Here is a 20182-nt window from a genome sequence, read left to right on the forward strand (position 1 = left end):
CCCCCGATACCCCCCCCCCCCCGCCCCCGGGCCCCCCCCCCCCCCGGGCCCGGCAACCACACATCGGTATCAGGCCTCGACGGCCTCTTCCAGCGCCGGGTAATCGGTATACCCCGCTTCGCCGCCGCCAAAGTACGTCGCGCGATCCGGCGGATTCAGCTCCGCCCCACCGCGCAGGCGCTCCGGCAGGTCGGGGTTGGCGATGAACGGCCGGCCGAAACCGATCAGGTCCGCCCAGCCCTCGGCCAGCGCCTGCTCGGCTCGTTCGGCGGTGTACTTGCCGGCGTAGATCAGCGTGCCCGGGTAGACCATGCGCAGGGCCTGCTTGAATGCCACCGGCATCACCGGCGCATCCTCCCAGTCGGCCTCGGCGATGTGCAGGTAGCCCACGCCGAGCCCGCCCAGCAGATGCGCGGCGGCCAGGTAGGTCGCCTGCGGCGTGTCGTCCACCGCACCCTGCAGGGTCGTCAGCGGCGCCAGGCGCACGCCCACGCGCTGCGCACCGGCGACGGCCACCACGGCTTCCACCACTTCGCGCAGGAAGCGCAGGCGGTTCTGCAGCGCGCCGCCGTAGCCATCGGTGCGCTGGTTGGCCTGCGAATCGATGAACTGGTTGATCAGGTAGCCGTTGGCACCATGCAGCTCGACGCCGTCAAAGCCGGCGGCCAGCGCATTGCGGGTGGCCTGCGCGTAGTCGGCGATGATGCCCGGAATCTCGTCCTCGGCCAGCGCGCGCGGCATCGAGTGCTGGATCATCTCGCCCACGCCCGACCCGGGGCCGGCGCCGGTCGGGTCGACGAAGACCTTCACCCCTTCGGCCAGCAGTGCCGACGACGAGACCGGCGCCGCGCCGTCCGGCTGCAGGGCGACGTGGGAGACGCGGCCGACGTGCCACAACTGGGCGAAGATGCGGCCACCGGCGGCGTGTACCGCATCGGTCACCTGCCGCCAGCCCTGCACCTGTGCCTCGCTGTGGATGCCTGGGGTCCAGGCATAGCCCTGGCCCTGCGGGCTGATCTGGGTGCCTTCGCTGACGATCAGGCCGGCACCGGCGCGCTGGGCGTAGTACTGGGCCATCTGCGCGGTGGCGACATTGCCGGCGGCCGCCCGCGAGCGGGTCATCGGCGGCATCACGATGCGGTTCGGCAGGGCCAGCGTGCCCAGGGTGTGGGGAGTGAACAACATGGCGCATTCTCTTGCGGGGGACTGACCGCAAGGATGGGGACGGCCCGCGACCCGCAACAGCCGCTTGCGGGCAAAACAGTTGTGCCGTGAAGGCAAGGGTCGGGGTCGGGTCCCTTTCCGCAGGAAAGGGCTCTGACCCCGTTTGCAGAGCCCGGTTACAGCGTCGGCTCGATCTTCAACGCACCATGCGCCACCCGGTCATAGCACGTCCGCACCACCTCTTCGCCGTACTTCAGCTCCAGCCGGCGCACGATGAAGTGGCCGCGCGCCATGTCCTGGTAGTAGTCGGTGAACATCGTATTGAGGGTGGCGCCGGCCGCAGCGCCCACGATCGGCACCGCCTGCGCGGCGAACTTCTCGGTTACCACCACGCCGAAACGCGCAGCCACCTTCTCCACCAGCTTGGCCAGCAGCTTGCCGGCCTCCTTCGGTGCCACGCCCAGGGTCAGGTCGCGGCCGGTCACCACGCGCCCGGCCAGTTCGGCCGACAGGTGGCGCATCACGTCGGTGGTGAAACCGCGCGCCAGGTAGTAACCGGTCTCGCTGGCATCGTCGCGTGGCGAATTGCCGCCCAGCGCGAACACCTCCAGGCAGGCCTGGCGGGTGCTGAACTGCGACAGGTCGAAGCCCTCGCTGCGGGCCACGTCGGCCACCGCACGCATCATGATGGTGGTCGACACCGGCAGCTCGATGAACAGCGCGGCGAAGCCGAAGGCACCGCCCACGGCACCCGATGTGGCCGCGGCCACCTTGTGCCAACGGGTGGAGGCCGACTTGCCGGGCGTGTTGCCCATGCTCCACAGCGCCGCCTGCGCGGATTTCGACAGTGCCGCCTCGACGGCGCCATGGATGCGTCCGGAGATCGCTTTGGGCAGCGCCTTCACCGCGAACTCCAGCGGCGTGCCGACCAGGTTGGCCATGCGCGCGGTGATCGTCGGCGCCTCCAGCAGGGTCACCGCCCGCTGCAGGTCGGCCCAGTCCTGGGCATCGTGGGCGATATCGCGTGGCAGCAGGATCGGCTCGTTCATGGGGCCGATAGTAGCGCCATGGAGTTGAACGGTTTGTCGCGGGCACGACAGAGGGGTCAGAGCCCTTTCCGCCGGAAAGGGATCCGACCCCGGCGCCTTGCCGGCCAGCGGCCGGCACTACCAGTTCGCGTGACCCCGGTAGCGCCGGGCCATGCCCGGCGTCGTTGTTCAGGCCGTCGGCAGGCCCGACAGCACGCCCATGAACTGGCGGTAATGGCGCAGTTCGGCGATCGAATCATGCACGTCGCTCAGCGCGGTGTGGTTGCTGTTCTTGGCCAGCCCGGCAGCCACGGTCGGCGCCCAGCGCTTGGCCAGCTCCTTCACCGTGGATACGTCCAGGTTGCGGTAATGGAAATACTTCTCAAGCCGCGGCATCTGGCGGTGCAGGAAACGGCGGTCCTGGCAGATCGAGTTGCCGCTCATCGGCGAAACACCCGACGGAATCCACTGTGCGAGGAAGTTCACGGTCTGCGCTTCGGCCTGGGCCAGGGTGGTGGTGCTGTCCAGCACGCGCTGCCACAGGCCCGAACGGCGATGCTGGTTGCGGTTCCATTCGTCCATCGCTTCCAGCGTTTCCAGCGGGTGGTGGATGGCGAATTCCGGGCCCTCGGCCAGCACGTTCAGCTGGGCATCGGTGACCACGGTGGCGATCTCGATGATCGAATCGTTGTCGGTATCCAACCCGGTCATTTCCAGGTCGATCCAGATCAGTCGTTCGTTGGCCGCGCCGTTCTCCACCATCGTGTCGCCTCGTTGCTGGGCAGGCATGGCGCCCGCCGGAAAAGGAAAGAGGAGGCCATCATACCCTTTCGCTGCTCAGCCCTCGCCGGCGTGGTCTTCCAGCAACAGCGGCGGTTTGCCGCGCTTGGCGCGGAAGTAGTTGGTCAGGCGCAGGCTGGCCTCCTTGGCCAGCACGCCACCGTGGATCTCCACCCGGTGGTTGTGGCGGGCATCGCCCAGCAGGTTGAACACGCTGCCGCAGGCACCGGTCTTCGGGTCGCTGGCACCGTAGACCAGCCGCGCCACGCGCGCGTGCACGATCGCCATCGCGCACATCGCACACGGTTCCAGGGTCACGTACAGGGTGCTGCCGATCAACCGGTGGTTGGCCAGTGCCCGCCCACCTTCGCGCATGGCCACGATCTCGGCGTGTGCACTGGGGTCATGGGAGGCGATGTTGAGGTTCCAGCCCTCGCCCAGCAGCGTGCCATCGGCACCCACCAGCACCGCCCCCACCGGAATCTCGTCGAACTCGTGCTGCGCGCGCTCGGCCAGGGCCAGTGCGTGGCGCATCCAGTGTTCATCGGCATCGTGCACAGGCACGCCCAGCGGGGTGTCGACCATGGTTCTCCTCCCGCTTGGGGGCTGTTCAATTGCGGGTGACGCAGCAGCATACTACGCGTCCTTCACAAGCACCTTGGACAGTCACATGCCCACACTACGTCCCTCCCGCGCCGACGAAGGCGCTGCCCTGGTCGATCTCTGGCGCCGCTCGGTCGATGCCACCCACGATTTCCTCAGTGCCGATGACCGCCAGGCCATCGATGCCAAAGTGGCCGGATTCCTGCCGCAGGCGCCGCTGCTGGTCGCCGCCGATGCCCAGGATCGCCCGCTTGGCTTCATGCTGGTGGACGGCAGCCACATGGAAGCCTTGTTCATCGACCCCGCTGCGCGCGGTTCCGGCGTGGGCCGCCTGCTGCTGCAGCACGCGCTGGCCGAACACCCCCAGCTCACCACCGATGTCAACGCGCAGAACGCGCAGGCTGTCGGCTTCTACCGGCACCTGGGCTTCGTCGAAACCGGCCGCTCGCCGGTCGATGGCCACGGCCGGCCGTATCCGCTGATCCATCTGCGCTACGGCGGCTGAGCACGCCCACAATCCGTGCACTGGATGCTAGGTTTGCACTCCCTCGACACGGATGACGAACGATGCAACCAGGCGAAGTGATGTGGGGCCTGCTGATGGTGGTGATGGGCGCGGTCTGGCTGTTCGTGCCCTTCGCGGTTTTTTCGTGCCGCTCGCTGCTGGCCCGGCTGCTGGCCGAACAACAGCGCACCAATGCGCTGTTGACCCATATCGGTGGCCGGCGCATTCCGCCGCCGGAACCCGAGCCGGTGCCATGGGTGCCGCTGCGCGACGACGAAATGCCCTGAACCATTGCGGCCCGGGGCATCGCGCCCTTGGGCTGGATACTCAGGCAGTCGCTTCGAATGCCGGGGAATAGCGCACCTCGCCCTGTGGCAACGGTGGCTGCAGGCACAGCGCCTGGAAGTACCCGGCAGGAACGCCCGGCAGCACCAGCGCCGGTTCGGCACGGAAACCAAAGCGGTGGTAATACGCTGGCTCGCCCAGCAGCACGCAGCCCCGCGCATGCTGCCGGCGCAGTGCGTCGATGGCCGCGTCCATCAATGCAGACCCGATGCCCTGCCCCTGCCAGGCCGGCGCGACCGAGATGGGGCCCAGGCCGAACCAGCCAGCGCTGCCATCGGATATCGACACCGGCGATACGGCCACGTGGCCGAGCAGCCGACTCTCGTCCACCGCCACCAGCGACACCGTCAGTTCACCGCGCGCACGCAACGCGTCAACGATGAACGCTTCGGTATGGCTGCTGTGCGCGGCATGGGCGAAGGCGGCTGCCGTCAGTCCATGGATGCTGGCGACGTCGGCCGGGGTTTCAGGGCGGATGAGGTAGTTCACGGTGCATCCCGTTCAGTGCGTCTGCCCGCCATTGTCGGGCAGCAGGCGTAGCGCGGCTACGATTGGGCGATAATCGACCCCCCACCTGCAGGAGGCGATGATGGACTGGGTCGAACGAGCACGCGCATTGGCAATCGAAGCCCATGCCGGGCAGCAGGACAAAGCAGGGCGCCCCTACATCGAACATGTGGCGCGCGTGGCGGGCGCCATCGAGGACGATCCGATCGCACAGGCGACGGCCTGGCTGCATGATGTGGTGGAAGACTGCGCCGATCACGCATCCCGCGTCGGCGACTTCCCCGCGCCGATCCAGCAGGCAGTGCAGCTGATGAGCCGCAACAGTGCACCCGATGCAGACACGTACTACGCACGCATCGCCGCCGACCCAGTGGCGTTGAAGGTGAAACTGGCGGATATCGCCGACAACGCCGACGAAGCGCGCCTGGCCGCGCTGGATGCGGCGACCGCCGAGCGGCTGCGCAGCAAGTACCGGCACGCGCTGGCCGCCCTCGGCGCCCGCCGCACGCCTTTGCACCCGCCGCGCTACAGCCCTGGTGCCGAGCGCGACGAGGCCGCCCCACGCCAACGCCTGGTGCAGCTGATGGAAGCCGGTGAGCGCCTGGACACGCTGGTGTGCGGCCTTGACCGCATCACGTCCGGCTTCACGGAAGAAACTGAACAAGCCGCTGCGCTGCTGCTGTTCATGCACAGCCAACAGGTGCTGCAATCGCTGGCGGAGGTGCGCGGCATCGTTTCGCAGGAACTGGAAGCCCAGATGGAGCTGGATGCGTACGACACCTGGACCGACAAGGGCACGCCGGACTGGGCGCCGCCTTACGGCGAGAGCGCCGAGCGCATCCTGCAGCGTTTCCTGGACACCTGTGGGCCGCTGCCCCGCTGGCAACCGGTAACACCGGGCATGCCCCTGGACTGAACCACGGCAGCAATCCACCCATCGAACACTGATTTACCCCGGCGCAGCTGTCGGTGTTGCGGTGCAGCAGTACAATGGGCGGCTTCCTCCGCCCTGCCCGCCCCCCGCATGAGCCCCAATTCTCCCCTGGCCGCGCGGCTGACGCCGCGTCAGCGCACCTGGATCATCCTCGCCCTGTCGCTGGGTGGCTTTGCCATCGGCACCAGCGAATTCGCCAGCATGGGCCTGATGCTGGAAATCAGCCGCGGCCTGTCGATCAGCGAAACCCAGGTCGGCCACCTGATCAGCGCGTACGCCATCGGCGTGGTGGTCGGTGCGCCGATCCTCGCGTTCATCGGTGCCTCGTTCCCGCGCCGCAAGCTGCTGCTGGCCCTGATGGGCTTCTACGCGGTGGGCAACCTGGCCAGCGCCCTGGCGCCCAACTACAGCACCATGCTGATCGCGCGCTTCGTCGCCGGCCTGCCGCATGGCGCCTACTTCGGCGTGGCGATGCTGGTGGCCGCGGCCATCAGCCCGGCCGGCCAGCGTGGCCAGGCGATGTCGCGGGTGCTGCTGGGCCTGTCCATCGCGATCCTGATCGGCAACCCGCTGACCACCTGGCTGGGCCAGCAGTTGAGCTGGCGCACCGCCTTCGGCCTGGTCAGCGTGCTGGCCATCGCCACCGTGGTGATGATCGCCCGCTTCCTGCTGCCCGACCCGGACGAGGTGCGCACCTCGCCAATGCGTGAGCTGCGCGCGTTCAACACCACCCAGGTCTGGCTGGCGCTGGCCATCGGCGCGGTCGGCTTTGCGGGCATGTTCTGCGTGTTCACCTACCTCGCACCGACCCTGGTGCAGGTGACCGGCGTGGCCGAGTCGTGGATGCCGCTGGCGGTGGGTGTTTTCGGCATCGGCGCGATCATCGGCAACATCGCCGGCGGCTGGCTGGTGGACAAGTTCCACTTCAAGGCCGCGGCCGTGGTGCTGGTGTGGTCCATCGTGATGCTGCTGCTGTACCCGCTGGCCGCACAATCGGTGTGGACCATCGGCCCGATGATCATCACCGTGGGCACCATGGGCGCGCTGGCAGCCGTGCTGCAGACCCGCCTGATGGATGTGGCCGGCGAGGCGCAGACGCTGGCCGCCGCCTCCAACCACGCCGCCTTCAATACCGCCAATGCGCTGGGCCCGTGGCTGGGCGGCATGGCCATCAGCGCCGGCTTCAGCCCGGCCACCACCGGCTATGTCGGTGCCGCCACCGCCATCGGCGGCCTGCTGCTGTGGGGCGTGTCGATGCTGGTGGACCGCCGCCGCAAGGCGGCCTGAGCCCCCGGACCGCAGCCCTTGCCGCTGGCAGGGGCTGCGCCTGCCGAGGGCTGCGTTGACCTCGCCGCCGCATCGGGCTGACGGTGCCGTCACAGGGGAAAGTGTGACGATGAATGCACCTTCTCCCTGGCAGCCCCTTTCCCATGTCGGACACCGGTCACTTCGCCATTCGCGCCTTCGAGGCCGTCTTCAACATGGCCGGTGGCGTCGAACGCATTACCGCGCTGACGGTGACCTGCAAGCACTGCGATGCCACGACATCGTCCACCGAAGGCAACCTGCTGCATCTTCCCGGTGGCACCCTGTTCCGCTGCGATGACTGCGGCTGCCACCAGGCGGTGAGCAATGCACGCGTGGCCGACTGGCAGCTGCCGCGGGTACTGGGTGTATGAACGTGGACGCGACCCTGACGGCCGGACAGCTGCAGATCCTGCGCGCGATCGCCGATGCGCAGCCAGTGAAGGGCGACGACGCCACCTGGGCTGTCACCGCCGGGCTTGCGGTGCAGGCCGAAGACGGTGACATCGACCTGACCCCGCACGGCCGCGACGTACTGCAGGCGCACGCGCCGCACTGACGCGGCGGGGCGGGCATGCGGCGCTTCGTGCAGGCCTTCGTCGACGCGGAAAGCTTTTCCGCTGACCTGCCCGGCGAAGTGTCTGCGGCGCTGGCCGGTGCCGATGCGCGCTACAACATCGGCAAGGACGGCCACGCATGGGTCTGGGCCGCCGGGGCATCCGATGCAGCTGCGGGCACCGTTGTTGCGGACATGCAGTGGGGCCTGGTGCCGCGCTGGTCGAAGCAACCGTCCACGCCCTACACCACGGTCACCGCCCGGCTGGAACGCGCGCCACGCAGCCGCATCTTCGCCGATGCCTGGAACAAGCGCCGCTGCATCGTGCCGATGACCGGCTATTTCAAATGGGACCGGCAGCGGCGGCCGCCCTGGCCGATGTTCGTCCAGCGCCAGGATGGCGTAGCGCTGCTGGCGGCGGGGCTGTGGGAGCACTGGCAGGATGACGCGGGCCAACAGCGCGATACGTTTTCGATCCTGACCGATGGCAACCCGGCCATCCCCGCCCCGTTGTCGCCCGATGGCCCGGTGTTCCTCGAGCCCGCCGCAGCTGCGGCCTGGCTCGGCGGCACCCTGGCCACACCGGCACAACTGCGGCGGCGTGCCCGTACCGCTGCACTGGAAGCCACGTACGTCGGCCTCGGCATCCGCGACCCGCGTCGCGATGACTACACGCTGCTCGAACCCGTCGACCCGGACGGGCTGCAGGCCGATGACGTGCCGGCCGACTGGGATGGGGACGCGCTGGACGACGACGCGTGAGCGGTGGGCCTGGGGTCGGATCCCTTGCCAAAGGCAAGGGCTCTGACCCCTACGCCGCCTTCGCTGAACCGCAAAAAACACATGGCGTGGATGTGGCTTCCTGCACAGTGCAGCCCATGCATCACCGCCCTGCCCCCGCCCGCCATGATGCCGTTGCCCTGCAGGCCGGAATGCTGGGCAGCGTGCTGGGCGTGGGCCTGTTCAAGGCACTGGCGCTGTCCGGCGTGGTGTCCGGCTCGTTGATGGGCATGGGGCTGTGGCTGCTGGCGTGCGTGCTGCTCGGCGCCTGGGCGCTGGCCGCTGGATTGGCCTGCCTGGCCCTCAGCCGGCGGGTATTCGTGCTGATGCTCGCCCTGTCGGCCGTGTTCGTGCTCTGCATCGCCTGACCTGCAGGCACCTCCGAAAAAAATCCGTCCTCGGCGCTAAAGCTTCAGCCTGCGCCGCCGCTACCGTTGTACTGCTTGCCGGGACTCTCTCCTGTGCAGACACGCCCGGCAGTCGGGCCTACAACGACTACCGGATTTCACAAAATGAACACGCTGCGCCGCTTCAAGGTTGGCACCCGCCTCACTGCGGGCTTTTCCATCCTGCTTCTCCTGATCGCCACCATTCTTGCGATCGCCCTGCACAGCAATTACCAGCAGCGGCAACAGTTCGACAACGCCGTGAACGTCCGCGTCACCCGCATGGGCGAGCTGTACGACATGCTCATCATCAACAAGGAACTGCTGCTCCTGCGCCGCGACATGCTGATCAAGCGCGGCCAGGGCCTGGGCGAGGACATCGCCAGGGCGCATGCGATGTCGGAGCGCTACGACCAGATCTGGACCCACTTCACCGAGCGCCCGGCCACCAGCCCGCTGGCCGAAACAATGCGCGCCAAGGTTGCCCAGAAGCAGCAGGCCACCGTTGCACTCAACCGCGACCTCGATGCGGCGATGCTGGCCGGCGATTTCGATGCGGCCAGCACGCAGCTGCTGACCCGTGCCGGCCCCGCTGCCGCCGATTGGAACGCCGCGCTGGCCGAGTTCGCCGAACTGCAGCAGACCCTGGTCGACGAAGCCGCCAAGGAGATGCAGGCACTGGCCGCACGCACGACCGCGCTGCTCAGCCTGTTCGGCGTGCTCAGCCTGGGCCTGGGCATCATCGCGGCATGGCTGATCTCGCGCAGCCTGACCCGCCCACTGGCGCAGGTGCAGGCGTCGATCAATGCGGTCACCCGCGGCGATCTCAGCATCCGCCACCAGGACGACAGCCCCGACGAAGTGGGCCAGATGCTGCGTGCCACCGACGGCATGGTCGGCCTGCTGCAGCGCTTCTCGCAGCAGACCCAGCTGATGATCGGCAAGCATGCCGCCGAGGACATCAGCCACCGTATGCCGGTGGATTTCCCCGGCGTGTACGGCGAGCTGGCACAGGGCATGAACACCATGGTGTTCGAGCACCTGGACGCGATCGTCGACGCCATCGAGGTACTGAACCAGTACGCCCAGGGCGACCTCAGCCGCGACGCACGGCGCCTGCCGGGCAGCCGCGCGATGCTGCACGAGTCGATGGATGCCGCCAAGGCCAGCCTGCACGCCATCAACCAGGACATCCAGCGCCTGGCATCGGCCGCCGCGGCCGGCGACTTCAGCGCGCGTGGTGATGCCACCGCCTACCGCCACGATTTCCGCCGCATGATCGAAGACCTCAACCGCCTCATGGCCACCGCTGACGGCAGCCTCGGTGCGCTATCCAAGGTGCTGGGTGCGATGGCCGAGGGCGACCTGACCCGCCGCATCGACGGCGACTTCCAGGGCGTGTTTGCCGCCATGCAGCGCGACACCAACCGCACGGCGGAAAACCTCGCCGGCATCATCCGCCGCATCCAGCAGGCCTCCGGTTCGATCGCCAGCGCGTCCGATGAGATTGCCGCAGGCAACGCCGACCTGTCGCGGCGCACCGAAAGCCAGGCCGCCAACCTGGAAGAAACCGCTGCATCGATGGAAGAGCTGACCTCCACCGTCCGCCAGAACGCCGAGCATGCGCAGCAGGCCGATGCGGCTTCGCGCAGTGCCGGCGAGGCCCTGCAGCAGACCGCACACGCGGTGCAGGACGTGGTGCGCGTGATGGGCCAGATCAACGCCTCTTCGCTGCGCATCGGCGAAATGGTCAGCCTGATCGACGGCATCGCGTTCCAGACCAACATCCTGGCCCTCAATGCAGCGGTCGAGGCGGCCCGCGCGGGCGAACAGGGCCGCGGCTTCGCCGTGGTCGCCAGCGAAGTGCGCACCCTGGCCCAGCGCGCGGCGGCATCGGCCAAGGACATCAAGGCATTGATCGATGAATCCACCGGCAGGGTCGAAGCGGGCATCACCATCGCCCGCCAGACCGAGGCCGCCATCGGGCAGCTGACCGCTGCCGCGGGCCAGACCGGGCACCTGGTGCAGCAGATCGCCCAGGCCAGCGTCGAGCAGGCGGCTGGCATCGAGCAGGTCAACCAGACCATCGCGCAGATGGACGAGGCCACCCAGCAGAATGCCGCGCTGGTCGAGGAAGCCAGTGCAGCCGCGCGCGCAATGGCCGGGCAGGCAGCGGAACTGGACCAGGCCGCCGCCGTGTTCCGCGTCTCGGGCCACGCAGCCACCGCACTCCGGCGCGCGGCCTGATCGGCAGGGACCGATGCGGGCACTCACACTGCCCGGATCGGCCCCGCACTACCATCACGGCGCAGGCCTGAAGCATTCAGCAGGCAGCGGCCTGCACCCCTTCCCCCGATCCCTGCCGCGCGACATTGTGGTTGCGCTGCCGCGGTCGTTCCGCCCATGCAGCCCCCCTGTGCGTTCTGATGTGGTCCTGATGCCCTCCCCCGAACAAGAACGCCTTTCCACCCTGGCCGGCCTCAATGCGCTCGGCGAAGTTTCCGGCGCCGCCCTCGACAGCCTCACCGAGCTCGCCACGCACGCCTTCAACGTGCCCGTTGCGTTCGTTTCGCTGCTTGAGGTCGATCGCCAGCGGCTGGTCTCGCGCAAGGGGCTGGATGTCACCCAGACGCATATCCGCGATTCGATCTGCGCCTCTGCCATCGGCATTGCCGAGACACTGGTCATCGATGACCTGCGCGCGCACCCGCGCCACGCCAGCAATCCGCTGGTGACCGGCGATGCGCAGCTTCGCTTCTATGCAGGCACGCCCCTGGTTGCCCGCAACGGCGTGGCCATCGGTGCGTTCTGCATCATGGACGACGCGCCCCGGCAGTTTTCCGAAGCGCAGCGTCGCCAGCTGCAGACCCTGGCCAATGCGGCGATGAACGAACTCGAGCTGCGCGCCCTGACCGGCCGTCGCGATCCGGTCAGCGGCCTGCCCGACCGCCATCAGTTCACGCTGGACTTCGACGCCCACGCCGCGCGTGAGCCGGACACCTTCGTGCATGCGGTGCTGATCGACGTCTTCGATGCCACCACCGCTACCGAGGCCGGCCAGGTACTGGGCATGGCGCCTCTGGAAACACTGATCCGCCGCATCGGCGTGCGCCTGCGGGTGGCGCTGGACGGCATGGCCGAGGTCTACCACGTGGGTGTGGCGCGGTTTGCCTTCGTGGTCGAGCTGTCATCGTCGAAGGCCGTGGAAGACCTGGTGGCCGAGCTGCAGGATCGGCTGACCCGGCCCATGATGGCCGCGCAGGTGCCGATGTCGCCTTCCTTCCATGCCGGCATCTGTGGCGTCACCCTGGGCCAGCACACGGCAGACGAAACCATCCGCCGCATGCTGGTGGGGCTGAACGCCGCCATCAACAGCCGCTCGCCGTTCCGCTGGTATTCCGAAACGCGCGATGCGCGCACGCGGCGCGGCTATCGGTTGGCCACCGATGCACGCGAAGCGCTGCAGGAGAAGCAGTTCCACCTGGTCTACCAGCCGCGCTTCCGCGCCTCGGACCTGGAACCGGTGGCCGCCGAGGTGTTGATCCGCTGGAACCACCCGCAACTGGGTGCTGTCAGCCCGGCCGAGTTCATCCCGGTGTTCGAACGCACGGCGGTCATGCAGGGCATCACCCGCTGGGTGATCGACCAGGCGCTGGACCAGTGCGTTGCCTGGCGCGCGGCGGGCATCACGCTGACCCTTTCGATCAACTACTCGGCGCGCGACATGGGCGAGGAAGATGCGGCGCTGCGACTGATACGCGCGATCGAACAGAAAGGGCTGTCCTGCGCGGACATCGAAGTGGAGATCACCGAGAGCCAGTGGCTGCGCGTGGACTCCCCCGCTGGCCAGCAGTTGCGGCAGATGGCGGCGGCGGGGCTGCGCATCGCCGTGGATGACTTTGGTAGCGGCTACAGCAACTTCGGCTACCTCACCGAGCTGCCGATCAGCACGCTCAAGCTGGACAAGACCGTGATCGACCGCCTGTGCCTGGACCCGCGTGCCGCGCTGAAGGTGGAAGCGATCATCGGCCTGGCCCAGCGCCTGGGCTATGCCGCGGTGGCCGAAGGCGTGGAAAGCGCCGAGCAGGTCGCGCGGCTGCAGGCACTGGGCTGCGATGAAATCCAGGGCTTTGCCCTGGCTCGACCGATGACGGCTGAAGCGTTCAGCGAACGATTCCGCGCCGCGTCCGCCCAGGCGTAGCGTCGAGCGTGCTCGACTGCCTCTGCGTGAAAATCCGTCGAGCAAGCTCGACGCTACGAAGCACGCGATTACACACCGAGTCTTCCCAGGCGTAGAGTCGAGCTTGCTCGACTGCCTCTGCGCGCGGTTACGCGGCGCGTGTGGCCAGCAGTTCAGCCACGCCGACACCCTCGAGCGAGCCGCAGCGCTCCAGCACGCCGCCGGTGTACTGCGGTCGCAGCAGCGGCAACGCTTCCTCCAGCGCCACGACATCGCCAAACGCGAAGCACAGCGCGGTATCGGCCGGCACCTGCTGCAGTTCCTGATGGAAACGGATGGGGCACTCGAAGGCGCTGCCCAGCACCACCACCTTCACCTGCCCGGCGCGCTCGAACAGCGCATCCAGCATCTGCTCGCCGGCCATGTCGAACACCGGCCGGCCCAGTTCGATGCCGGTCACGCAGCAGCCCACGAAAGTCTCCTTGCTGCCAAACCGGGTGCGCAGCACACGCGCATCGGCCGGGTGGGAAGCGGAGAAGGTCTGGAGGAGCGTACTGCTGATCACGGCATGCCTTGCGGTTCGGGAAGGGCGTGCAGTGTGTGCATGCGGCCGCGAAGGCGTGATGAAACTCCGCTAGTGCTCGCTATACTGGCCGCATACCGCAGTCTGTCTGGAACCCCCATGCCTACCCGAATCGATTTCCGGCCATCGCTGGACCTGGCATGCGCGTTGACCGGCATGCGCGTGGCACTGGTGGCTGAAGTAACCGACACCTCGGCACGCTCCATCCAGAGCATCGACAGCGCAGGCCTGGGCATTTCCAGCGGCATGCTCCTCGATGTGAACAAGACCTTCTGCAAGGAGGTCCGCGCGTCGCGCTCCCCGGTGTGGTTTGCCGATGCGCTGAGCCACCCGGACTACCAGTGCAGCCCCATCCCCGGCATGTACGGCTTCCGCAGTTTCCTCTCGGTGCCGCTGGTGCTGGTCGACGGCTCCATTTTCGGCACGCTGTGCACGCTGGACCCGGAACCCCGGCCGGTGGATGAGGAACGCGTGCAGTCGCTGAACTCTTTGGCGGCACTGGTGGCGGCGCAGATCGATGCCATCCTCAGCCACGATGCCGACAGCCGCACCATCGATGGCCTGAAGGCGCAGGGCGATTCGGTCGGCCGCCAACTGGCCGAGTTCGAGCAGTCCAATGCCGAACTGCAGCGGGTGGCCAAGCAGCGCGAGGAATTCATCGGTGTGCTGGCGCACGATCTGCGCAACCCCGTGCAGGCCATCCGCGCCGGTGTCGACCTGCTGTCGCTGGGCGCGTTGTCCGATTCGCAGCAGAAGGTGCTTGGCCATATCAACGAGAGTGCCGACCGCATCGCCGAACTGATCGATGTCACCCTGGATTTCACACGCGGACGCCTGGGCAGCGGCATCGCATTGAAGCTGGAGCCGTGGTCGGACCTCTCCGGCATCCTGGCCATGGCCTGCCGCGAAGCGATGCGCCCCTATCCGCAGCGCACCTGCGAAGTGGACCTGCAGCTGCCGTTGACCTTCCTCTGCGACGCCGCACGCCTGTGCCAGCTGCTGGCCAACCTGGTCATCAACGCCGCCGTGCACGGTACGGCGGACCAGCCGATACGGGTGCATGGCCGCAGCACCGACGACGGCATCGAAATCAGCGTGGCCAACCAGGGCGTCATTCCCGCAGCGCAGCTGGCGCAGATGTTCGAGCCGTTTGCGCGGCCGCAGGAGCGCCGGCTGGATGCGGGGCTCGGGCTGGGGCTGTACATCGCCTCGCAGATCGCCAAGGCCCACAGCGGCACGCTGAGCGTCATCAGTTCCGATGGCGCCGGGACGGTGCTTACGCTGCGGATCTGAACCAGCGCGACGCCGCCTCACGCACGTCGCCTGCCGCTTCACCAGTGTCGGCCGCCCAGGCGACGATGCCATCGGGCCGCACCAGCAGCGCGGCCAGTCCCATGCCATCTATGGGCTGGCGGATAATGCACTGGACCTGCGGCTGCCACGCATCCAGCACGCCGCACAGCGGCGAACCTGCGTCGAACACCCAGTACACAGCGCGTCCGGCGCGCAGCAGTTCGCCCATGCGCAGCCCATCAGCCGATACAAAATCCGGCGCACTGCGCCCCACCAGCGGATGCGCGCTCCCGAGCGGCAGCTGCTGCGAAATACCCCATACGCGCTCGGCCATGTAGGTCGCGCCCCCGGTGGTATCGAGCAGATCGGCCATCACCGCAGCCAGCGCACGCGAGCCCGCACCCGGCCGCATCAGCGCCACCTGTGCGCGCGACCAGTCCAGCACCTGCGCCCCGATCGGGTGGCGCTCGGCGTGGTAGCTGTCCAGCAGCGCCTCGCCCGCCTCGCCACGCAGCACCGCGGCCAACTTCCAGCCCAGGTTCATCGCATCGCCCAGCCCAAGGTTCAACCCCTGCCCGCCCAGCGGCGAATGCACGTGCGCGGCGTCACCGGCCAGCAGCACGCGCCCGTGGCGATAGCGCTCGGCCTGGCGCGCGGCATCGGTCCAGGTTGTCGCCAGGTGCAGTTCGCGCACCCGCACATCGCGGCCTGAAACGCGGCGAAGCAGGGCCTCAGCGGTATCACGGTCAAGCGGCTGGCGGTGCCCGGCGCCACGATCGAAATCGGCCAGTGCCAGCGTGCCGGGCGGGTTGAAGTTGCACATGCCATGGTCGGTGTACTGGCGGCCAGGCGTCAGCACCGAGGGATCCTCCAGCGTGACGCTGAGGGAGTGGCCGGTGAACTCAGGCTCTGTGCCGACGAAGGCAACACCGGCGCGCTTGCGCACCGTGCTGCGGCCGCCATCGCAGCCCACCAGCCAGCGGCCAGTGAAGCGCTGCCCGCCTGCATCAACCCGCACATGGTCAGCCTGCGGCTGGAGGCCTTCCACGGCCGTACCGCGCATGATCCGCACGCCCAGCGACTGCGCGCGTTCGGCCAGCACCACTTCCAGCGCCGCCAGCTCCACCGGCATCTGGGTGGCCGCCGGACCAGGCAACCGGTACGGCCAGCGCCCGCTGTCGACGCGGTCCAGCGCGAACGGAATACCGGCGAAGTGCCCGCCCAGTGGCCGCGCCTGCGCCAACCAGTGCGCGGTGCCCGGCGGCGGCGCCCCCTTGGCGGGCATGCGCACCTGGGTGGCGGCCAGCGCCTGCAGCAGGCCACGACGGTCCAGCGCCTCCAGCGTGGGCGCGGTGAGGCCGCGCAGGCCGAACGGCAGCCGCTTCAGCGGCGTGTCGGCCACTGCCGCCTGCTCCAGCACAAGCACCTGCGCGCCACCCTGGGCCAGCTCGGCCGCCAGGAACAGGCCGACCGGGCCGGCCCCGGCGATGACCACGTCGTACTGCATGGAAAACCCCCATGAGCACCGGGTCGGCGCTCTGTCGCCGCGAATGTTACACTCGGTGTACGTTTTCGATGTGAACCCGTCATGAGCCCACCTGCTGGCCGCCGCGAGCAACGCAAGGCCGAAACCCGGCAAGCCATTTCCGATGTGGCCACGCGCCTGATCATCGAGCGCGGCTTCGAGGCCGTGTCGATGGCCGAGATCGCCGAGGCCGCCGGGGTATCGCGCAAGACGGTGTTCAACTACTTCGCCAGCAAGGAACACCTGGTCTTCGACCGCGACGAAGAAGCACGGCAGCTGCTGCGTGAGGGCATGCATGCGCATGCCGGCCTGACCCCGCTGGCCGCCTTCAACACCCTGCTGCGCGAGCTGCTGCACAGTGGCCACCCCCTGCTGCGCATCCACCCCGGCGCCGCCGCGTTCTGGGCCACCGTGGCCGACAGCCCCGTGCTGGCCGACCACGGGCGGCGCCTGCAGGCGCAACTGACCGATGATCTGGCCCTGCTGATGGCCACTGCCGCAGGCCGTGCGCCCGATGATGCCGAGGCCCGCCTGGGCGCGGGCATGCTGATGGGCGTGGTCGTGGCCGCCTACCAGCGCGGGTTGCAGGCGTTGGCCTCGAACGAGGAACCCCAGGAGGCCATGCTGCAGCTGATCGTGCGCGGCACGACCGGGGTCCTGGCGGCACTGGCCGGCACGCCATACACCGCCCCGGCCCTGCCGCCGGGGTAAATCCCACACGGCATCGGGCCACGCCATGTTCACGCAATGTTCCTGTAATACGGTGCGGCACCGCCGTTTCCCATCTGCCCCGCCGTACCGCCGATGCATATCCTGCTGATCGAAGACGAAGCCGAACTGGCCGCCACGCTGAAAGGCGCGCTGCAGCGCGAGCGCCACGTGGTGGATCTGGCCGGCACCCTGGCGATGGCCCGCGAGGCGGCGCTCTGCGGGCTGCACGACCTGGTGCTGCTGGACCGCACCCTGCCCGACGGCGATGGCCTGGCCCTGATCGCCCTGCTGCGCCAGCACAACCCCGGCGTACCCATCATCGTGCTCAGTGCGCTGGGCCGGCTGCCCGACCGCGTGGCCGGGCTGGATGAAGGTGCCGACGATTACCTGGCCAAGCCCTTTGCGCTGGAGGAACTGTTCGCCCGCATCCGCGCCGTCGGCCGCCGCCCCAGCGGCCTCAACGCCGAGACTGTCACCGTCGGCCGCCTGAGCTTCGACCCGGTGTCCGGCGAAACCCGCGTGGGCGGCGAGCGGCTGGACCTGCCGCGACGCGAGATCCGCGTCCTGGCCGCGCTGGCGCGGCGCATCGGCCGCACCGTGCTGCGCGAATCCATCGAGATGGCGGTGTACGGCTTCGATGATGGCGTGCACTCCAACACCCTCGATTCGCACGTCTCGCGCCTGCGCCGCAAGCTGGCCGAGGCCGATGCCGGCGTGGAGATCCACGCCATCCGCGGCGTCGGCTACCTGATGCGGGAAATCAAGTAATGGCGCGGCGTCCTTCGCTGAAGTGGCCGCTGATCATCAAGCCGCTGATCTTCCACCTGCTGGCCCTGCTGCTGGCGTTCTTCGTGCTGCTGATGGTGCTGGTGCGCGTGGACAGCGGTGGCTACTACACCATCCAGACCTTCGCGCCGGTGGCCGCCGATGCCGTGCATCGCGATGCCAGCGGCAGGCTGTTCGTGAAGAACACACCGGAGCTGGCCGAAGAACTGAAGATCGCCCCGGGCGCCTGGTTCATCGCCCAGGATGACAGCGGCCACCACGTGACCTTCGGCAACGTGCCGCCTGCCTACGCCTCACTGGTGGGGCTGCTGGACGGCATTCCCTACGGAGACCTGCGCGGGCGCGAACGCGGCGACGGCCTGGCGGTGGTGGTACGCCAGCACACCGGCCCGGCGGGCAAGCTGACGATCATGGCCCATGGCGAAGTGGATACCCTCACCTGGCAGATGGCGCTGGCCGCGCACATCATCACCGTGCCGATCTTCCTGCTGCTGGCGCTGGTGACCATCGTGCTGACGCCGATCATCGTGCGCCGCGCGCTGGCCGGCGTGGAGCGCATCGCCGCCGAGGCCGGGAAGATTTCCGCCAACCACCGCGGCATCCGCCTCACCGCCACGGCGGTACCCGTGGAGATCGCACCGCTGGTGAACGCGGTGAACGACGCGCTGGACCGGCTGGATGAAGGCCACGAACGCCAGCGCCGCTTCATTGCCGCGGCCGCCCACGAACTGCGCACGCCCATCGCGATCCTGCGGGTGAAGCTGGACGCCGCCGACGATGCCACCTCGCACAGCCTGGCCCTGGAAGTAGCGCGCCTGGCCACGCTGGCCGAGCAGCTGCTGGACCTGCACCGCATGGACGAAGACGGGCCCAAGGAGACGCTGAACCTTGCGCGTGTGGCCAAGCGCGCGGTGGCCGACCTGGCGCCACTGCTGATCCAGTCCGAGCGCACGGTCGCGGTGTCGGTGGAGCAGCATTACCCGGTGCTGGGCGAAGCCGGCGCGATCGAGCGGGTGATCTCCAACCTGGTCTTGAACGCGGCCGAACACGGTGGCCGCAACGTGATCGTGCGTGTGCAGGGCAGCTGCCTGGAAGTGGAAGATGATGGCCCCGGCATACCGGTGGCCGAACGCGAACGCGTTTTCGAGCCTTTCCAGCGCCTGCGCCCCCGGCAGAGTGGCGCGGGCCTGGGCCTGAATCTGGTGCGGCAGGTGGTGGAACGCCACGGTGGCCAGGTCACGATTCTCGACGCGCCCGGTGGCGGCGCGTTGATCCGCGTGGAGTTTCCGCCGCACCCCGGTGCGAACCCGCCGGCGGCGTGACTGCCACCTGTCTGCGCGCGCGTGCGGCACGCGCCGGCAAGCTTGCGGCAATGTTGGCTGCGCAGTATCGGGCGCAGGGCGCCTGTGCGCGTCCCTGTTCCGTACTGAAAGGACGCCCATGCCGCAGGCCGCCGCTGCACCGCCGAAGAACACGCCCCGATCCGAACCGGGCGCCGCGGCCACTTCGCTGACCGTCGCCGCCTGGAACCGGCACCCGCAACCGCGCCGCCTGCGCGGGCTGGCACACTGGCCGCGCTGGCTGCGTGACCTGCCGGAGCCGGCGCGGCCGATCGCACTGGCGCGACTGTTCGGCGCACTGTTCATGGCCCTGCCCGGCGCCGCCCTGGTGGTGTTCGTTGCACTGCACGCAGGTGCAGCGCTGGCGGCGGCCACACTGCTGTTGGTGGCGACGCACGCCACGCTGCATGCCATGGCCGCGTGGTCACAGGCCCGCACCGGAACGTCTTCACCGTGGCCACAAAGGCTGGAAGCCCCTGCCCCGGCGCTGCTGTCGTGGACCAGCCTGCTGCCGTTCGCAACGGTCGCGGCCCCGGGTGCCAACACCCTGCTCGGCGCCAGCGCGGCCCTGCTGCTGCTCAACGCATGGCTCACTGCATACGGCCGCCATCGCCCCTGGCAGCGGCCGCTGCATGTGGCCACGGCCACGCTGTTGGCTGCCACCCTGGCCGCTCAGGCGGTGCTGTTGTCCCTGCCCGCGCGCGCCGCGTTGCTGGCGGGCGCGGCCTGCATCGGCGTATCGGTGGCCGTACAGCTGCGTGCCGGCACGCACCGCATCACAGGGCATCTGTTGCTGGTGCTGGGCAGCCTGTGCGCGGCTTTTGCCGTGGCGCTGCAGGTCGGCAGCCACTGAGCAGGCCCGGCGCCGCAA

Annotated in this window: 22 protein-coding genes; 15 read left to right on the forward strand and 7 right to left on the reverse strand. The window is 68.7% G+C overall.

The genetic code is table 11. The annotated features are described in order from the left end of the window. Nucleotides 1–69: 69 nt before the first annotated feature. The 4 genes from IAE41_RS05685 to tadA form a co-directional block, all read right to left on the reverse strand. The gene (locus tag IAE41_RS05685; RefSeq protein ID WP_200732407.1) at nucleotides 70–1185 is read right to left on the reverse strand and encodes an alkene reductase; all 1116 of its coding nucleotides are present in this window, start codon (nucleotides 1183–1185) and stop codon (nucleotides 70–72) included. 155 nt (nucleotides 1186–1340) lie between these two features. Then, nucleotides 1341–2213, reverse strand: a complete 873-nt coding sequence (locus IAE41_RS05690) for an EcsC family protein (RefSeq protein ID WP_108758529.1) — start codon at nucleotides 2211–2213, stop codon at nucleotides 1341–1343. Nucleotides 2214–2381: 168 nt separating this feature from the next. Further along, the gene (gene orn / locus IAE41_RS05695; protein ID WP_079222308.1) at nucleotides 2382–2954 is read right to left on the reverse strand and encodes an oligoribonuclease; all 573 of its coding nucleotides are present in this window, start codon (nucleotides 2952–2954) and stop codon (nucleotides 2382–2384) included. Between the two features lie 75 nt (nucleotides 2955–3029). After that, the gene (tadA, locus tag IAE41_RS05700; protein WP_200732408.1) at nucleotides 3030–3557 is read right to left on the reverse strand and encodes a tRNA adenosine(34) deaminase TadA; all 528 of its coding nucleotides are present in this window, start codon (nucleotides 3555–3557) and stop codon (nucleotides 3030–3032) included. An 85-nt stretch (nucleotides 3558–3642) separates the two neighbouring features. Here tadA and IAE41_RS05705 point away from each other — a divergent pair, with 85 nt between their 5' ends. Next, entirely contained in the window at nucleotides 3643–4080 is a 438-nt protein-coding gene (locus IAE41_RS05705; RefSeq protein WP_200732409.1) for an acetyltransferase, read from the forward strand. Nucleotides 4081–4142: 62 nt separating this feature from the next. Continuing rightward, entirely contained in the window at nucleotides 4143–4367 is a 225-nt protein-coding gene (locus IAE41_RS05710; protein ID WP_200732410.1) for a hypothetical protein, read from the forward strand. Nucleotides 4368–4407: 40 nt separating this feature from the next. On the opposite strand, the gene IAE41_RS05715 is transcribed toward IAE41_RS05710, so the two are convergent. Beyond that, nucleotides 4408–4914: an N-acetyltransferase gene (locus IAE41_RS05715; RefSeq protein WP_200732411.1), complete on the reverse strand. Its 507-nt coding sequence runs from the start codon at nucleotides 4912–4914 to the stop codon at nucleotides 4408–4410. A gap of 100 nt (nucleotides 4915–5014) precedes the next feature. Between IAE41_RS05715 and IAE41_RS22460 the strand changes: the two genes are divergently transcribed. The 8 genes from IAE41_RS22460 (at nucleotide 5015) to IAE41_RS05755 (ending at nucleotide 13094) form a co-directional block, all read left to right on the forward strand. Further along, nucleotides 5015–5848, forward strand: a complete 834-nt coding sequence (locus IAE41_RS22460) for a hypothetical protein (RefSeq protein ID WP_234458331.1) — start codon at nucleotides 5015–5017, stop codon at nucleotides 5846–5848. Between the two features lie 108 nt (nucleotides 5849–5956). Continuing rightward, on the forward strand, nucleotides 5957–7153 hold the full coding sequence (locus IAE41_RS05725) for an MFS transporter (protein WP_200732412.1): 1197 nt from the start codon (nucleotides 5957–5959) through the stop codon (nucleotides 7151–7153). 143 nt (nucleotides 7154–7296) lie between these two features. Beyond that, nucleotides 7297–7545 (forward strand): hypothetical protein, encoded by a 249-nt coding sequence (locus tag IAE41_RS05730; protein WP_079222314.1) that lies wholly within the window; start codon nucleotides 7297–7299, stop codon nucleotides 7543–7545. Beyond that, on the forward strand, nucleotides 7542–7730 hold the full coding sequence (locus IAE41_RS05735) for a hypothetical protein (RefSeq protein ID WP_200732413.1): 189 nt from the start codon (nucleotides 7542–7544) through the stop codon (nucleotides 7728–7730). The genes IAE41_RS05730 and IAE41_RS05735 overlap by 4 nt, the downstream gene beginning before the upstream one ends. A 15-nt stretch (nucleotides 7731–7745) precedes the next feature. Next, entirely contained in the window at nucleotides 7746–8489 is a 744-nt protein-coding gene (locus IAE41_RS05740; RefSeq protein ID WP_200732414.1) for an SOS response-associated peptidase family protein, read from the forward strand. 116 nt (nucleotides 8490–8605) lie between these two features. Beyond that, on the forward strand, nucleotides 8606–8875 hold the full coding sequence (locus IAE41_RS05745; protein ID WP_079222317.1) for a hypothetical protein: 270 nt from the start codon (nucleotides 8606–8608) through the stop codon (nucleotides 8873–8875). A gap of 144 nt (nucleotides 8876–9019) precedes the next feature. Further along, nucleotides 9020–11140 (forward strand): methyl-accepting chemotaxis protein, encoded by a 2121-nt coding sequence (locus tag IAE41_RS22710; RefSeq protein ID WP_200732415.1) that lies wholly within the window; start codon nucleotides 9020–9022, stop codon nucleotides 11138–11140. 190 nt (nucleotides 11141–11330) lie between these two features. Beyond that, the gene (locus IAE41_RS05755) at nucleotides 11331–13094 is read left to right on the forward strand and encodes a sensor domain-containing phosphodiesterase (protein ID WP_200732416.1); all 1764 of its coding nucleotides are present in this window, start codon (nucleotides 11331–11333) and stop codon (nucleotides 13092–13094) included. 127 nt (nucleotides 13095–13221) lie between these two features. Here the strand turns inward: IAE41_RS05755 and IAE41_RS05760 are convergent, their stop codons facing one another. Beyond that, a complete protein-coding gene (locus IAE41_RS05760) occupies nucleotides 13222–13638 on the reverse strand; it encodes a hypothetical protein (RefSeq protein WP_200732417.1) in 417 nt (138 codons plus the stop codon). Nucleotides 13639–13755: 117 nt separating this feature from the next. Between IAE41_RS05760 and IAE41_RS05765 the strand changes: the two genes are divergently transcribed. Continuing rightward, nucleotides 13756–14949, forward strand: coding sequence for a GAF domain-containing sensor histidine kinase (locus tag IAE41_RS05765; RefSeq protein ID WP_200732418.1), 1194 nt, complete (start codon nucleotides 13756–13758; stop codon nucleotides 14947–14949). Here the strand turns inward: IAE41_RS05765 and IAE41_RS05770 are convergent. Next, complete coding sequence (locus tag IAE41_RS05770; protein ID WP_200732419.1) at nucleotides 14933–16456, reverse strand: FAD-dependent monooxygenase; 1524 nt, start codon at nucleotides 16454–16456, stop codon at nucleotides 14933–14935. The two genes, IAE41_RS05765 and IAE41_RS05770, sit on opposite strands and share 17 nt — an antisense overlap. An 81-nt stretch (nucleotides 16457–16537) precedes the next feature. Between IAE41_RS05770 and IAE41_RS05775 the strand changes: the two genes are divergently transcribed. The 4 genes from IAE41_RS05775 (at nucleotide 16538) to IAE41_RS05790 (ending at nucleotide 20164) form a co-directional block, all read left to right on the forward strand. Next, nucleotides 16538–17185, forward strand: a complete 648-nt coding sequence (locus IAE41_RS05775; RefSeq protein WP_200732420.1) for a TetR/AcrR family transcriptional regulator — start codon at nucleotides 16538–16540, stop codon at nucleotides 17183–17185. Between the two features lie 93 nt (nucleotides 17186–17278). Then, nucleotides 17279–17953, forward strand: a complete 675-nt coding sequence (locus tag IAE41_RS05780) for a response regulator transcription factor (RefSeq protein WP_200732421.1) — start codon at nucleotides 17279–17281, stop codon at nucleotides 17951–17953. Further along, nucleotides 17953–19293: a HAMP domain-containing sensor histidine kinase gene (locus IAE41_RS05785; protein WP_200732422.1), complete on the forward strand. Its 1341-nt coding sequence runs from the start codon at nucleotides 17953–17955 to the stop codon at nucleotides 19291–19293. Before IAE41_RS05780 ends, IAE41_RS05785 begins: the two co-directional genes overlap by 1 nt. 118 nt (nucleotides 19294–19411) lie before the next feature. Beyond that, nucleotides 19412–20164, forward strand: a complete 753-nt coding sequence (locus tag IAE41_RS05790; protein WP_200732423.1) for a hypothetical protein — start codon at nucleotides 19412–19414, stop codon at nucleotides 20162–20164. The last annotated feature ends 18 nt before the right edge of the window (nucleotides 20165–20182 follow it).

The organism is Stenotrophomonas sp. S39 (genome assembly GCF_016624665.1).
In the GTDB taxonomy this organism is placed as follows: Bacteria; Pseudomonadota; Gammaproteobacteria; order Xanthomonadales; family Xanthomonadaceae; genus Stenotrophomonas.

Coding starts and splice junctions, on each gene's coding strand:
- IAE41_RS05685 (WP_200732407.1), bottom strand. CDS start 1,185: ATGTTGTTCACTCCCCACACCCTGGGCACGCTGGCCCTGCCGAACCGC.
- IAE41_RS05690 (WP_108758529.1), bottom strand. CDS start 2,213: ATGAACGAGCCGATCCTGCTGCCACGCGATATCGCCCACGATGCCCAG.
- orn (WP_079222308.1), bottom strand. CDS start 2,954: ATGGTGGAGAACGGCGCGGCCAACGAACGACTGATCTGGATCGACCTG.
- tadA (WP_200732408.1), bottom strand. CDS start 3,557: ATGGTCGACACCCCGCTGGGCGTGCCTGTGCACGATGCCGATGAACAC.
- IAE41_RS05705 (WP_200732409.1), top strand. CDS start 3,643: ATGCCCACACTACGTCCCTCCCGCGCCGACGAAGGCGCTGCCCTGGTC.
- IAE41_RS05710 (WP_200732410.1), top strand. CDS start 4,143: ATGCAACCAGGCGAAGTGATGTGGGGCCTGCTGATGGTGGTGATGGGC.
- IAE41_RS22460 (WP_234458331.1), top strand. CDS start 5,015: ATGGACTGGGTCGAACGAGCACGCGCATTGGCAATCGAAGCCCATGCC.
- IAE41_RS05725 (WP_200732412.1), top strand. CDS start 5,957: ATGAGCCCCAATTCTCCCCTGGCCGCGCGGCTGACGCCGCGTCAGCGC.
- IAE41_RS05730 (WP_079222314.1), top strand. CDS start 7,297: ATGTCGGACACCGGTCACTTCGCCATTCGCGCCTTCGAGGCCGTCTTC.
- IAE41_RS05735 (WP_200732413.1), top strand. CDS start 7,542: ATGAACGTGGACGCGACCCTGACGGCCGGACAGCTGCAGATCCTGCGC.
- IAE41_RS05740 (WP_200732414.1), top strand. CDS start 7,746: ATGCGGCGCTTCGTGCAGGCCTTCGTCGACGCGGAAAGCTTTTCCGCT.
- IAE41_RS05745 (WP_079222317.1), top strand. CDS start 8,606: ATGCATCACCGCCCTGCCCCCGCCCGCCATGATGCCGTTGCCCTGCAG.
- IAE41_RS22710 (WP_200732415.1), top strand. CDS start 9,020: ATGAACACGCTGCGCCGCTTCAAGGTTGGCACCCGCCTCACTGCGGGC.
- IAE41_RS05755 (WP_200732416.1), top strand. CDS start 11,331: ATGCCCTCCCCCGAACAAGAACGCCTTTCCACCCTGGCCGGCCTCAAT.
- IAE41_RS05765 (WP_200732418.1), top strand. CDS start 13,756: ATGCCTACCCGAATCGATTTCCGGCCATCGCTGGACCTGGCATGCGCG.
- IAE41_RS05770 (WP_200732419.1), bottom strand. CDS start 16,456: ATGCAGTACGACGTGGTCATCGCCGGGGCCGGCCCGGTCGGCCTGTTC.
- IAE41_RS05775 (WP_200732420.1), top strand. CDS start 16,538: ATGAGCCCACCTGCTGGCCGCCGCGAGCAACGCAAGGCCGAAACCCGG.
- IAE41_RS05780 (WP_200732421.1), top strand. CDS start 17,279: ATGCATATCCTGCTGATCGAAGACGAAGCCGAACTGGCCGCCACGCTG.
- IAE41_RS05785 (WP_200732422.1), top strand. CDS start 17,953: ATGGCGCGGCGTCCTTCGCTGAAGTGGCCGCTGATCATCAAGCCGCTG.
- IAE41_RS05790 (WP_200732423.1), top strand. CDS start 19,412: ATGCCGCAGGCCGCCGCTGCACCGCCGAAGAACACGCCCCGATCCGAA.